Here is a 13,215-nt window from a genome sequence, read left to right on the forward strand (position 1 = left end):
AACGCCCGTCAATCCAGCGGCGAGCGAGCGATCGCCGGCGGTTCCCGGCCCGCCAGCAGCCAGGCGGCCACCGCCGCGATCAGCGGCAACCCGACGATCAGGCCGGTCAGATGCTCGACCGGCACGTCGGCCAGGGCGTGCAGGTTCTTGTGGTACCAGGCGATCAGCGCCGCGTACGCCCCGGCCGTGCCCAGCACCGCGCCCAGGACGGCCAGGGCCAGCGCGGTCGAGGCGGTCAGCCGGCGCCGGGTGCCGCGGCCGGCGCCGTTGGCGGTGAGCGTGCGCAGGTCGCGGGCGCTCTCGCCGCGGATCAGGCCGACCGTCATGGCCAGCACGCCGAGCGCCACGATCGCGCCGACGACCACCGCGCCGGTGCGCACCCGGGAGAGGTCGGCGGCGAGCGGGCGGGTCTCCACCGACAGGGCCAATCCGGCCGTACGCGCGAGCTCCTCGGCCTTGTCGACCTGGGCCGGCGTGAGCTGCCGCGAGGACGTGACCAGCCAGCCGACCGGCTTCGTGGTGAGGCCGAGGGCGCGCATCCCGTGCTCGGTGAGCAGCGTGGTCGGGTCGGAGGTGAACCTCGGCAACGCGCCCGTGTGCTGCACCTTGGGCTGCCAGCTCTCACTTCCGCGGCCGGCGCCGATCAGCCGGTACGCGCCGAGGTCGCCGTGCGAGGTCAGCACGTCGGCCGCCGGGTCGATCGAGGACGCTGAGATCCCGTACCGCTGCAGGATCTGTGGTGTCGCCACCAGCAGTGAGATCATCTCGTCGCCGTGGTACTCGATGCCGTTGCCGCTGCGGTGCGGGATGCCGAGGGTGGCCACCGGCTTGCCTCGCTGCCCCTGTTCGTCGGTCATCGCGTCCGCGTTGGGGCTGAGGCCGCCGAGCATCGGCAGCGACGTCCCGCCCGGCATCGTCGCCACGATCGACGCCACCGCCGACCGGACCCGGGCCAGCTGAGCGGCGTCGAGCTGGGGCACCGGACCCATGGTCTGCCCGGGGCTGAGCCAGACGACCAGCTCGTCGTCGGGGAGGTTGCCGCCGGACGGCGACGCCTGGACCGACGCGCCGGCGCCGATGATGACGGCGGCCGCGATGCCGACGGCCATGCTGATCGCGGCCAGCGCGGCGCCCGAGCGGGCCCGGTAGCGGGCCAGGTCGCGCAGGGCGACGCGGGCCGCGACCGGGCAGGCCCGTGCGATCGGGGCGAGGGCCGCGACCAGCAGGGGAGCGAGCAGCAGCACCCCGGCCGCGGTGCCGACGATCCCGCCGATGTCGACGAGCGGGCGGTCCGGGCTCTGGAATCCGAGGGTGACGAGCCCGCCGGCCAGCAGCACCCCGCCGGCCACGGCGAAACGGTGCGCGGGCCGCGGCTGCGGCGGCCGGGACGAGAGGGCGGCCACGATCGGGACGCGGGCGGCGGCGCGGGCCGGCCACCAGGCGGCCGCGATCGCGGTGAGCACGGCCAGCCCGAGCGCGAGCAGCAGCGGCAGCCAGGCCAGGTCGAACCGGTCGATGCGGTGCTGCACGACCGTCTCGAGGCGGGGCGCGATCAGGAACCAGGCGGCCAGCCCGAGCGCGCCACCGGCCAGCGCGGCGACCCCGCCCACGACCGCGCCGTTGGCCAGCATGACCAGGCGCAGGTGGCGGTGGCGGGCGCCGACCGCGGCGAGCATGCCGAGGGAGCGCAGCCGGCGCTGCGCCAGCACGGTGAACCCGGCGGTGGCGAGCAGGCCGACGAACAACAGGCCGATGGTGGCGAGGATCAGCACCACGTACGCGGGATCGGTGCCGTCGCCGCCCTCGCCCCGCATCTGGATCTCGGCGTTCTCCGGCCGGCTCGCCGCGGCGAACTGCGCCGCCGTGGCCCCCACCAGCACGTTCACCCGCTGCGGAGAGCCGATTTGGCCGGGGGCGACCAAGGCGAAGGAATCCAAGAGGTTGTACGGGTTTTCCACCGTCCCCACCACCGACCAGCTCTGATCGCCGGCCCTCAGCGTGGAGCCGACCGCGACCTGCAGCAGGCGGGCGGCCCGGGCGGTGACCGCGATCTCGCCGGCCGCCACCGGGTAGCGGCCCGAGTCGAGCCGCAGCATCGCCCCGGCCAGCGCGCCGGACGGCGACTGGTCGCGCATGTCGACCCCGTTGGCCGTGCCCGGCGCCGGGATCGCCCGGTGGCTGATGACCTCGGCCTGCGGATAGGCGGTGCGGGCGGCGGCGACCTCGCTCGCGAGCATCCGGTCCTGGCCGCGGAAGACGAGCAGGTAGTCGGCGTCGCCGAACTGCGCGGAGCCTTCCGGCAGCCCGGCGCCGGCCGTGCCGAGCCCGAAGACGGTCGCGCCGACGGCGACCGTCAGCAGCGCCAGCACCAGCGCCTGGCGCCGCCACTCGCGCCGGAACAGCCGCCAGGACCAGCGCATCACCGCGACGCGGGCGCTCATCGGTCCGCTTCCAGCAGCGACTCGGGGCCGGGCGGCGGGACGGTGTGGTCGATGACCCGGCCGTCGCGCAGGAACACCACGCGGTCGGCCCAGGCGGCCAGCTGCGCGTCGTGGGTGACGATGACCGCCGCCACCCCGCGCTTGCAGGCGGTCAGCATGAGCCGCATGACGGCCTCGCCGGTGGCCGAGTCGAGCGCGCCGGTGGGCTCGTCGGCCAGCAGCAGCCGCCGCTCGCCGACCACCGCCCGGGCGATCGCGACCCGCTGGCGCTCGCCGCCGGAGAGCTGGTCGGGGAAGTGCCCGGCCCGGTCGGCGAGACCGAGCAGGTCGAGCGCCTCGAGCCCGCGCTGCCGCGCCCGGCGGCCGCCGATGCCGTCCAGCTCGAGGGGGAGCGACACGTTCTCGGCGGCGGTCAGGCCGGGCAGCAGGTTGAAGTCCTGGAACACGTACCCGACCGAGCGCCGCCGCAGCCGGGCCAGCTCGTCGCGGCTCATGCCGGCCAGATCGGCGCCGCTCACATGCACCGTGCCCGACGTCGGCGACTCGAGGCTGCCGGCGATGGTCAGCAGCGTGCTCTTGCCCGAGCCGCTGGGCCCCATCACCGCCACCATGCTGCCCGGATCGACGGACAGGTCCACGCCGGCCAGCGCGACCACTTCGGACGGCCCCCGGCCGTACACCTTGGTCACCTCGCGCATCTCCAGCACGCTCATCGCCGGCCTCCCACCCGCCGCCGCAGCTTGGGCAACGGCCCGGTGGCCGCCGCCCGGCTCGCCGCCGGCGCCTCGGCCGAGGCCCGCCGCAGCCGCCCGTCGGCGCTGTCGAGCCACCGGATCACCGAGTCGAGCCGGAACAGCTCGGCGTCGACCACCAGCGCGAGACCGAGGTCGGCGCCCCCGTCGTCGTCCTTGAGACGCGTCCACTGCTGCATGAGCTCGACCAGGTAGCGCCGGTGCACCTGAATGACCTCGTGCACGTCCACCCCCGGCATCCGCGCCGCGATCAGCACCTTGATGACAAGCTCGTCCCGCGGCGGCGCGGCCAGGTCGGGCGGCGTGCGCAGCCACCCCGAAAGCTCCTGCGAGCCGCCCTCGGTGATCCGAAACCCCTTCTGCGGCCCCGCGTCGGCGACCTCGCCATCGGACTCGACAAGCCCGTCCCGCTCGAGGCGCTGCAGCGTCGTATAGACCTGCCCGACATTGAGTGGCCACACCTCCCCGGTCCGCGCGACGAACTCCTCGCGCAGCTGAAGCCCGTACTTGGGCCCCTCGGCGAGCAGCGCCAGCAGCGCGTGCCGCACGCTCATGACATCGATCCCACGCGTATCATGCCGAGGATAATACTGAGTATATAGAAAGATCACCAGACCCGATCCCGACCCGGCGTGTCCTGACGACACCGCCCGGCTCCTCGATCCGATTGATCGTCCGGGGCAGCACTGCCACGCTTCACCGATGTCCGAACTCGACGCGGAACCGCTGATCGCGTCATACCTGGACGGTGGACGGCACGTACCCCGTGACTGGCTGGTCGATCGGGTGCGGGACGCCCTGGAATTGCCGCATGCCCGGTTCGTGCTGCTGACCGGGGAACCCGGGGCCGGCAAGAGCGCGCTGATGGCGCACCTGGCCCGGCTCCACCCGGACGCGGTTCGCCACTTCATCCGCCGCGACTCGGTCAGCACCTTCTCGGGCGGCGACGCACGCGAGTTCCTGTTCTCGGCCGGATACCAGGTCGGCCGGCGGCACCCGGAGCTCTTCGAGTCGCGGCACCTCGAGGTCGCGGTCCGCCAGCGCGCCGACCACATCGCGGCCGGCGCCCGCGTAGCCGGGATCACGGTGGACGACCTGCTGGCTTCGCCCTTCCAGCCCACCTCGTTGCGGGTGACGCAGCAGGCCGGGACCGTGGACGGTGACCTGGTGGGGCTCGCGGCGAGGCGGATGACCCTGGAGCCCCGCCTTCTCGAGCTGTCGAATCTGCAGTACCTGGCCCTGCTCGATCCGGCTCGGGCCCTCCAGGATCGGGATCCGCGGGCGCGGCTGCTGGTGCTGATCGACGCCCTCGACGAGATCCGGCGCGGCGTTCGCGGCGAGGACGTGCTGTCCTGGCTGGCGGACTGCCCCGAGCCGCCGGCCAACCTCCGGTTCGTGCTGACCGCCCGACCGGACGACGACCTTCTGCGCTCCTTCCGGCACGCCCGGAGCGCGGAGCTCGTGGAGCTGACGATCAGCGCGGAGCACCGCGACGAGATCCGGGGCGACGTCTGCCGCTTCTGGAGCGGGTGGTGGCCGAGCCGGCCATCGCGGAATCGCTGCGAACGCACGACATCGACGCGGTCGCCTTCGTGCGGAACGCCGCGGACCGGGCCGACGGCAACTTCCAGTACGCCACCGCCCTGGTCCGGGGAATCGAGGCGGCCACGCCGCATGTCGAGGATCTGCTGCGGCTGACCGGAATCCCGGCCGGCACGACGGAGCTCTACCGGTATTTCCTCGGCAAGATCAAGGAAAGGGCGGACCGGGCGCCGGTACGGGTTCCGAGCGGCCCGCTGACCGAACCGGTCGAGCGCCCGGCCTGGGACGCGCTGTTCCGCCCGGTGCTGTCCGTGCTGGCCGTCGCCTTCGAGCCGCTGTCCCCGGAGCAGTTGGGGGCCTACGCCGGGGCGCCGCCCGAGGCGATGCCCCGGGCGCTGGAGGAACTGAACCAGTTCTTCGACACCCAGCCCGATGGGCGGTTACGCCTCTACCACCAGAGCTTCCCGGAGTTCCTGACCGGCGACGGCGGGGTCGACGCCGGCTCGGCGCACGGACTCCTGGCGGGCCGCCTGTTGCGCCTCCACGACGACTGGGCGGCTTGCGATGATCGCTACGCGCTGGCGCACACCCCGGCGCACCTGATGCGTACGGTGTCCGCCTCGCCCGACCCCGGCGATCGGGACGAGGTCCGCGGCCGCCTCTTCGCCCTTCTCGCCGATCTCGGGTTCCTGGAGCGGAAGTCGGCGGTTCTCGGCGTGAACGCGGCGTTGACCGACTTCCGCGCGGCCGACCAGGCCGCCGCGCCGACGGCCGCCGCGCCGACGGCCGCCGCGCCGACGGCCGAGGCGGCGACCGCCCTGCGGCGCGTGCTGCTGCGCGAGTCCCACATCCTGTGCGAGTGGGACGCCGCCGCCCAGCCGGCGTTCTTCGCCCAGCAGATCTACAACCGGGCGACCGTCGAGGGTGCGGCCGGGCCGCGCGCGGCGGCGTCGCGGCGACTGCGATCGCTCGGCGCCCCCCACCTGGCGCTCGATTGGCAGATCGGCCCGGTGCAGCACGGCCTGGAGCGCACGCTTCTCGCCCCCGAGGGAATCCGGGCCATGGCCATGACGCCCGACGGCCGCCGGGCGGTCTCGGGCTCGCGGGGTGGATCGGTGCGCCTGTTCGACCTGGAGAGCGGGGAAACCGCGGTCCTCGGCTATCACGAGAAGAAGGTCCGGGCGGTGGCGATCTCGGCGGACGGACGTCGCGCCGTCTCCGGGTCCGAGGACCGCGGATTCATGGTCTGGGACCTGGTCGATCGCCGCCCGGTGACGGTCGTGCCGAGGGACGAGCAGATCTTCTCGATCGCGGTCACCGCGGACGGCGGCCGCGCGGTCTGCGGACTGAATCCTGTCCTGGAGGTGTGGGACCTCGACGAGGAGCGGCTGATCCGGACCCTGGACGGCCACCACGACGTGGTCTCCGCCGTCGCGGTCACGCCGGACGGCCGCTGGGCGGTGTCCGGCGGCATGGACGCGACCGTCCGGCTCTGGGACCTGACCTCGGGCGACCTGGCGCGGACCCTGACCGGCCACGATGCTCCCGTCTACGCCGTCGCCGTCACACCCGACGCCCGGCACGTGGTCAGCGGCTCGCTCGACCTCGCCATCAAGGTGTGGGATCCGGCCGAGGGCGTCCTGGTGCGGACCCTGACCGGTCACCGTCCCGCGCCGACCCGGACCGCCGGGATCAACTCGCTGGCCATCACGGCCGACGGCCGCGTGGCCGTCTCCGGCGCGGATGACGGCGACGTCCGGCTGTGGGAGCTCGACGGCGACGGGTCACGGGTGGTGACGCGGCACGAGAACGAGGTCCGGGCGGTCGCCGTCACGGCCGACGGCCGCCACGTCGCCTCCGGCTCGGACGACGAGGCGCTCAAGATCCTCAATCTCGGCCTCGGCCGCGACCCGGATCGGCGGACCGAGGCGGTCACGGCGGCGGCACTCGGGCCCGGCGGCCGGCAGGTCGTCGCCGGCACGCGGGACGGCCGCCTGTTCGTGTGGGACGCCGAGACCGGGACCGAGATCCAGGAGCTGGCCGGGCGGGATCTCCCGCTGGCGGTGACCGCCATCGGGGTCGGCGCGGACGGGCAACGGGCGGTTTCCGTGCAGGGCCAGGCCGTGGTCCGATCGTGGGACCTGCGGACCGGGCGCGAGATCGCGGCCGTGCCGGTGCGGGGATGTTCCGGGGTGGCGGTCGCCCCGGACGGCAGCCGGGCCCTTCTCGTCATCGCGCGCAAAGGCCTGTCCGGATGGGACACCGGGCACGGGACGGTCGAGGCGCTGCTGAAGGCCGATGACCAGGACTGGGCGGTGAGCTCGGACTTCGGCCGGGCCGTGTCGTGCAACTGGCTCGAGGGCTCGGTCCGGCTCTGGGATCTGGCGGCCGGGGAGGCCGTCGTCGCCGGAAACCACGAGCTGGCGATGGCGGTCGCGATCACTCCCGACGGTCGCACGGCCATCTCCGGATCCCAGGACGTCAAAGTGTGGGACGGCGTCGGCGGGAAGGAGATGGCGGCCACCCCGCCCGGTCATCGCGACCTGATCCTGTCGCTGGCCATCAGCCGGGACGGGCGGCGGGCCGTGTCGGGCGCGAACGACCGCACCGTGGCCGTCTGGGACCTCGAACGGCGGGAGCGGGTGGCCACGGCCACCTTCGGCGGCCGGATCCTCGCCGTCGCCACGGACGAGGACGGGAGCACCGTCCTCGTCCGGGACGGACTGGGCAACCTGACCTGTCTCCACCTCGCCGGCGGAGAGTGAAGCGGGCGGCTACCAGTCCTCGGGGTCGTCCGGCGGGAACGTCGGGAACGGCGGCGGCGTCACCGACGGGTCGGCCGTGGGCGGCACGTCCGTGGTGGGCGGCTGCGAGATCGGGTGGCCCGGCGGCAGCGGGAAGTCGGTGCAGTCGGGGTCGACCGGGTCGCACGGGTCGTCGCCGCCCGGCGGGAACGGCGGCGGGCTGAGGGTCTCGCCCGTCGGGGGCGTCGTCGGGTCGGGTGAGCCGGTCGGGATCGGCTTGTGGGGCGGCTCCGGGAAGCTGGGATCGACCGAGACGGTCGGCGTCGGCGCCGGCGTGGGATCGCCGGCGTAGGCGGGCCAGGCGCCGGTCAGCAGGCCGGCGGTGAGAGCCGCGACCGTGGCCACGGACAGAGCATGCTTGCGTCGCATCGCATTTCCCCCGTTTGGAAATCACGAACCGCCGGATGGCGGCCCGGCGCGGGAAAGATATCAATCGATGCGCGGCGCTCGCTGCCCCGTTTGTTGTGGTGTTCGACATGGCCTGCGAGGCTGATGACCATGAACATGGTCGCCTTCGCGCTGGTGGATGTCTTCTCCGATCGGCCCCTCGCCGGGAACCCGCTGGCGGTGGTGCCGGACGCCGACGACCTCGACGAGACGGTCATGCCGCGCATCGCCGCCGAGTTCAACCAGTCCGAGACCACGTTCATCGTCGCGCCCACCGTGGCCGGCGCCGACCATCGGCTGCGGTCGTTCACGCCGGCCGGGGTCGAGGTGTACGGCGCCGGGCACAACGCGCTCGGGGCGTGGTGGTGGCTGGCCGACAGCGGCCGGCTGGACCGGACCGGGGTCTGGCACCAGCAGCTCGGCGACGTCGTGCTGCCGGTCGAGGTGAGCGCGGACCGGATCGCCATGCGCCAGGAGCCGGCCCGGTACGGCAGCGAGGTCGACCCGGCGCCGCTGGCCGCCGCGCTCGGCGTCGACCTCGCGCCCGGCCTGCCCCGCCCGCAGGTCGTCGAGACGGGAGCGCCGCACCTGATGGTCGGCGTGCGTGACCGGGCGACCGTGGACGCGGTGCGACCGGACACCGCCGCGCTGCGGGCGCTGCTGCTGAAGGCCGACGGCGAGGGCTGCTACGTCTACGCACTGGACGAGAACGAGGCGTACGCCCGGTTCTTCAACCCCGTCGCCGGCATCGTCGAGGACCCGGCCACCGGCACCGCCGCCGGGCCGCTCGTCTGCCTGCTGCACGACCGCGGCCTGGCCGGCGAGACGGTCACGATCGTCCAGGGCGCCAAGCTCGGCCGGCCCTCGCGGCTCGAGATCAGGCTGGACGGCACGACCCCGGTGCTGTCCGGGCGGGCCGTGGTGAGCGCGACCGGAACGCTGAACCTGCCCTAGGGGATCAGGCTGCGCGCCACCTGCAGGTCGGTGATCAGGACGTTCACCCAGCCACCCCGCAGCGCGGCCCGGATCGCGGAGCTCTTGCGCGCGCCGCCGGCCACCCCGACCCGGCGGGGGATCGCCCGCAGCGTGTCGACGCCGATGCCGAGCACCCGGTCGTCGAGCTCGGAGTCGATGTGCCGCCCGGCCTCGTCGAAGAAGCGGATGCACACGTCGCCGACCGCACCCGCCGCGCGCAGGGCCGGCAGCTCGCTCTCGGCCACCGCGTTGCCGCTCTCGCGCAGCAGGGGAGAGGGCTCGATGCTGCCGATGCCGACCAGCGCCATGGTCAGGTCGTCGCAGGCGCGCAGCACCGGCTCGATGTTGGGATCGGTCACGAACATCTGCCGCATGTCGCCGGAGGCGAGCAGCCCGGGCGCCTGCAGGTAGACGGCCCGGGCGCCGGTCAGCGCGGCCAGCCGGCCGGTGATGCGGGTGGCCTGGGTCTGCGCCGTCACGTTGCCGACCCCGCCGATCATCTGCACGACCTGATCGGCGACCGGGGTCGGGCGCGGGTGCATGGCCTCGACCGTGGCCAGGATCGTCGAGCTCCAGGACGAGACGCCGATGCGCTCGGCGCCCATCAGCGTGGTCTCCAGGTAGACCGCCGCCGCGGCGCCCAGCGCCCGGATCACCTGGGCCTCGTCGGCGTGGTCCTCGGTGTCGGCCACGATCACCTCGGTGAGCCCGTACGCCTGCTCGATCTGCTCCTCGAGCTCGGCATAGACCCCCCGCGGCGCGATCACCGTGGTGCGCACGATGCCGAGCTCGACGGCGCGTTTGAGCAGGCGCGACACCCGCGGCTGGGAGATGTGCAGCTGCTGGGCGATCTGCGGCTGCCGCATCCCGCGCTCGTGGTACATGCGCGCGACCTTGGTGAGCAGGCGGATCTGATCGTTGGCGATCTCCGCCGTGTAGCTGTCCACGCGACGAAGAATATCCATTCACCGGCGGATGAGAGCGCGCGGATGAGTGAGCACCAGTCGCAAGACCCGTTGACAAGCACGACATCGACCGTTCACAGTACAGGCATGGCCAGTCGCCCGTGAATGGATATTCAAGATGCAGATGATCGTACGCCGGATGGCCGCGCTGCTGACGGTGGCCGCCCTGACGGCGGGCTGTTCCAAAGTGCCGGGCGTCTATGTCTACGAGAAGGACGGCCAGGCCTCGGCGGCGAAGCCGGGCGCCACCGACCCGAAGTCGTACGTGGCCGGCAACTGGTCGTCGAAGATCGTGCCGACCGTGCACGACAAGGCCCTCGACGTGACCACGGTGGCGGCCGCGATCGCGAAGGACCCGGCGGCGGCGGGCAAGCAGTACGGCCACCAGTCCGGCACCGGGAGCCCGTACGCGTACCTGGTCAAGGGCGAGGGAACCGTCACCGACGTCGACACCTCGGTGCCCACCGGCCCGGTGACGGTGATGGCCGGCGACACCAAGGTCACCATCGCGACCGGCCCGGTCATCGCCGGCACCGCGATCCGCGACGCGGTCGGGATCGCGTTCGGCGACTTCACCAACCAGATCGACTACGCGAACGTGGCCAACCAGATCAATCTCAAAGTGAAATCCGACGTGCTTGCCAAGGTCGACGTCAAGTCGCTCAAGGGCAAGAAGGTCGCGTTCTACGGCGCGTTCTCGGCCCTGAGCCCGGGCACGATCTTCCTGGTCCCGACCGAGCTGACGGTGACGCCGTGAGTGAGATCGTCGAAGCCCGCGAGATCTCCAAGAGCTACGGCGGCGTGCGCGCTCTGAAGGACGTGACGTTTACCGCCTACCGCGGCAAGGTCAATGTCCTGGTGGGCGAGAACGGCGCCGGCAAGTCGACGCTCATGAAGATCCTCTCCGGCTCCGAGCAGCCGACCAGCGGCGAGATCCGGCTCGACGGCGAGCCGGTGACGCTGGCGAGCCCCCGCGATGCCCAGGCGCTCGGCATCGGCATCATCCACCAGGAGCTCAGCCTCTTCCCCAATCTCTCGATCGCCGAGAACATGTTCGCCGGCCGCGAGCTGCGTAAGGGACGCCGCTTCGTCGACGCCGCCGAGCAGAAGCGGCGCGCGGCTGCGGTCCTGACCCGGCTCGGCCAGCACGACCTGGACCCCGGCCGGGAAGTCGGCGACCTGCCGATCGGCCAGCAGCAGCTGGTGGAGATCGGGCGGGCGCTGCTCGAGGACGTCCGCGTCCTGATCATGGACGAGCCCACCTCGGCGCTGTCCAACCACGAGGTCGACGTGCTCTTCGAGGTGATGGCCGACCTGCGCGAGCAGGACGTCACGGTCATCTACATCTCGCACAAGCTCGACGAGTTCCGCCGCATCGGCGACTGGGTCACGGTCCTGCGCGACGGCAGCCTGGTCGCCCACGAGTCGATGAGCCGCACCGACACCGGCTGGATCGTGCGGCAGATGGTCGGCCGCGACCCCGATTCGCTCTACGTCCGCAACAGCTCCTCGACCGGCGACATCCTTCTGGACGTACGGGATCTGAGCGTCCCCGGCACGGTACCGGTGCACGACGTGTCCCTCACCGTGCGCGCCGGGGAGGTGGTCGGCATCTACGGCCTGATGGGCGCCGGCCGCACCGAGCTCATGGAGTGCCTGATGGGTATGCGTCGCGGCGCCGGCGACGTGATCGTGCGCGGCCGGAAAGAAGGGGAAGGCACGGTCCAGGCGCGGATCGCGGCCGGTCTCGCGCTCGTGCCCGAGGACCGCCAGCGCGACGGCCTGGTCCCGACCATGTCCGTGCGGGACAACATCGTGCTCGCCACCGTGGCCCGGCTGACGCGCGGCGGGCTTCTCTCCGGCGGTGCCGAGCAGCGCACGGCGGCCGCGAAGGTCAAGGACCTGGCGATCCGGATCCCGGGGCTGTCCGCCGCCGTCACCGCGCTCTCCGGTGGCAACCAGCAGAAGGTGGTGCTCGCCCGGGCGCTGCTCACCGAACCGGTGGTGCTGCTGCTCGACGAGCCGACCCGGGGCATCGACGTCGGCGCGAAGTCGCAGATCGCCGCCCTGATGGCCGACCTCGCGGCCCAGGGCTTCGGGGTGCTGTTCATCTCGTCCGAGCTGGCCGAGGTGATCGCCATGGCCGACCGCGTGCTGGTGATGGCCCGTGGCCGGATCACCGCCGAGTTCACCGCCGACACCGTCACCGAAGAGGCCCTCGTCGCCGCCTCCGCTTCCGACCGCGTCCTGGAGGGCCACTCATGACCGACACCCACGTCGCGACACCGTCCACGGCGGCGGCGCCCGAGCCGGAGCAGCCCCGCGGCCGGGCCCTCGCGCGGGCCGCGCTCCTGCTGCTGCGGGGGCGGACCCTGGTCGTCCTCGTGTTGCTGGTCATCTTCTTCAGCGCGATCTCGTCGGAGTACCTGACCCAGAGCAACCTGATCCTGATGACCAAGCACGTGGCGATCAACGCGATCCTCGCGATCGGCGTCACGTTCGTCATCCTCACCGGTGGCATCGACCTGTCGGTCGGCTCGATCGCGGGGCTGGCCAGCATGGTCGCGGGCGGCCTGCTGTTCAAGGGGCTGGGCGTGCCGGGCGGCACGGTCTTCTTCTCGGTGGCCGTCGTGGTCCTCATCGGCATCCTGGTCGGCGCGCTGGTCGGGGCGGTCAACGGCCTGCTGGTCACCCGGTTCAAGGTGGCGCCGTTCATCGCCACCCTCGGCATGCTCTACGTCGCCCGCGGCCTGGCCCAGCTGCACAGCAACGGCGGCACCTACCCCGACCTGGCCGGCGACCCGTCGCGGGGCAACACCGGCTTCCACTTCATCGGCGTGGACAGCCTGCTCGGCATCCCGGTCGCCGTCTGGATCATGGTGCTGGTCGCGGTGGCGGCCATCGTCGTCACCACCAAGACCCCGTTCGGCCGGCGGATCTTCGCGGTCGGCGGCAACGAGCGGGCCGCGATCCTGGCCGGCATCCGGGTCAACCGGGTCAAGGTCGCGGTCTACGTCATCTCCGGCGCCTGCGCGGCCCTCGCCGGCCTGCTGCTGACCTCGGAGCTGGGCGCGGCGTACCCGGACACCGCCACCACCTACGAGCTGAACGCGATCGCCGCGGCGGTCCTCGGCGGCACCGCCCTGAGCGGCGGCCGCGGCACCATCATCGGCACCGTCATGGGCGCCTTCGTCATCGGCTTCCTCAGCGACGGCCTGGTCCTGGTCGGCGTCTCCACCTTCTGGCAGTCCGTGGTGAAGGGCGCCGTGATCGTCTTCGCCGTCATCACCGAGCAGGCGCAGCAGCGCCTCCAGTCCGGCCTCGCCAAACGCACCGCCTGAAGTTCCCC

Annotated in this window: 11 protein-coding genes; 6 read left to right on the forward strand and 5 right to left on the reverse strand. The window is 72.8% G+C overall.

Features of this window, described 5'->3' with window-relative positions:
• Window positions 1-8: 8 nt before the first annotated feature.
• From ACZ6TB_RS11035 to ACZ6TB_RS11045, 3 genes are read right to left on the reverse strand one after another with little or no spacing between them, the layout of a single operon-like run.
• Window positions 9-2,441 carry an FtsX-like permease family protein gene (locus ACZ6TB_RS11035; protein WP_465553060.1) on the reverse strand — a complete coding sequence of 811 codons (2,433 nt, stop codon included), beginning with the start codon at window positions 2,439-2,441 and terminating at the stop codon, window positions 9-11.
• Window positions 2,438-3,154, reverse strand: a complete 717-nt coding sequence (locus tag ACZ6TB_RS11040) for an ABC transporter ATP-binding protein (RefSeq protein ID WP_465553061.1) — start codon at window positions 3,152-3,154, stop codon at window positions 2,438-2,440. The genes ACZ6TB_RS11035 and ACZ6TB_RS11040 overlap by 4 nt, the downstream gene beginning before the upstream one ends.
• Window positions 3,151-3,747, reverse strand: coding sequence for a helix-turn-helix transcriptional regulator (locus tag ACZ6TB_RS11045; protein ID WP_465553063.1), 597 nt, complete (start codon window positions 3,745-3,747; stop codon window positions 3,151-3,153). The genes ACZ6TB_RS11040 and ACZ6TB_RS11045 overlap by 4 nt, the downstream gene beginning before the upstream one ends.
• Before the next feature lie 148 nt (window positions 3,748-3,895).
• On the opposite strand from ACZ6TB_RS11045, the gene ACZ6TB_RS11050 reads away from it, so the two are divergent.
• Both ACZ6TB_RS11050 and ACZ6TB_RS11055 read left to right on the forward strand, forming a co-directional pair.
• On the forward strand, window positions 3,896-4,891 hold the full coding sequence (locus tag ACZ6TB_RS11050) for an ATP-binding protein (protein WP_465553065.1): 996 nt from the start codon (window positions 3,896-3,898) through the stop codon (window positions 4,889-4,891).
• 446 nt (window positions 4,892-5,337) lie between these two features.
• Window positions 5,338-7,500: a hypothetical protein gene (locus tag ACZ6TB_RS11055; RefSeq protein ID WP_465553652.1), complete on the forward strand. Its 2,163-nt coding sequence runs from the start codon at window positions 5,338-5,340 to the stop codon at window positions 7,498-7,500.
• Window positions 7,501-7,509: 9 nt separating this feature from the next.
• Here the strand turns inward: ACZ6TB_RS11055 and ACZ6TB_RS11060 are convergent, their stop codons facing one another.
• Complete coding sequence (locus tag ACZ6TB_RS11060; protein ID WP_465553067.1) at window positions 7,510-7,908, reverse strand: hypothetical protein; 399 nt, start codon at window positions 7,906-7,908, stop codon at window positions 7,510-7,512.
• A 129-nt stretch (window positions 7,909-8,037) separates the two neighbouring features.
• Here ACZ6TB_RS11060 and ACZ6TB_RS11065 point away from each other — a divergent pair, with 129 nt between their 5' ends.
• The gene (locus ACZ6TB_RS11065) at window positions 8,038-8,880 is read left to right on the forward strand and encodes a PhzF family phenazine biosynthesis protein (protein ID WP_465553069.1); all 843 of its coding nucleotides are present in this window, start codon (window positions 8,038-8,040) and stop codon (window positions 8,878-8,880) included.
• Here ACZ6TB_RS11065 and ACZ6TB_RS11070 read toward each other — a convergent pair.
• Entirely contained in the window at window positions 8,877-9,848 is a 972-nt protein-coding gene (locus ACZ6TB_RS11070) for a sugar-binding transcriptional regulator (RefSeq protein ID WP_465553071.1), read from the reverse strand. The genes ACZ6TB_RS11065 and ACZ6TB_RS11070 overlap by 4 nt on opposite strands.
• A gap of 136 nt (window positions 9,849-9,984) precedes the next feature.
• Between ACZ6TB_RS11070 and ACZ6TB_RS11075 the strand changes: the two genes are divergently transcribed.
• Genes ACZ6TB_RS11075 through ACZ6TB_RS11085 form a run of 3 tightly spaced genes read left to right on the forward strand, consistent with a single transcriptional unit; the run spans window position 9,985 to window position 13,207 of the window.
• Window positions 9,985-10,623 carry a DUF2291 family protein gene (locus ACZ6TB_RS11075; protein WP_465553073.1) on the forward strand — a complete coding sequence of 213 codons (639 nt, stop codon included), beginning with the start codon at window positions 9,985-9,987 and terminating at the stop codon, window positions 10,621-10,623.
• Window positions 10,620-12,131, forward strand: a complete 1,512-nt coding sequence (locus tag ACZ6TB_RS11080; protein ID WP_465553075.1) for a sugar ABC transporter ATP-binding protein — start codon at window positions 10,620-10,622, stop codon at window positions 12,129-12,131. Before ACZ6TB_RS11075 ends, ACZ6TB_RS11080 begins: the two co-directional genes overlap by 4 nt.
• Complete coding sequence (locus ACZ6TB_RS11085; RefSeq protein ID WP_465553076.1) at window positions 12,128-13,207, forward strand: ABC transporter permease; 1,080 nt, start codon at window positions 12,128-12,130, stop codon at window positions 13,205-13,207. Before ACZ6TB_RS11080 ends, ACZ6TB_RS11085 begins: the two co-directional genes overlap by 4 nt.
• Window positions 13,208-13,215: the final 8 nt, after the last annotated feature.

The sequence above is a fragment of the Actinoplanes sp. NPDC051537 genome (assembly GCF_055586105.1).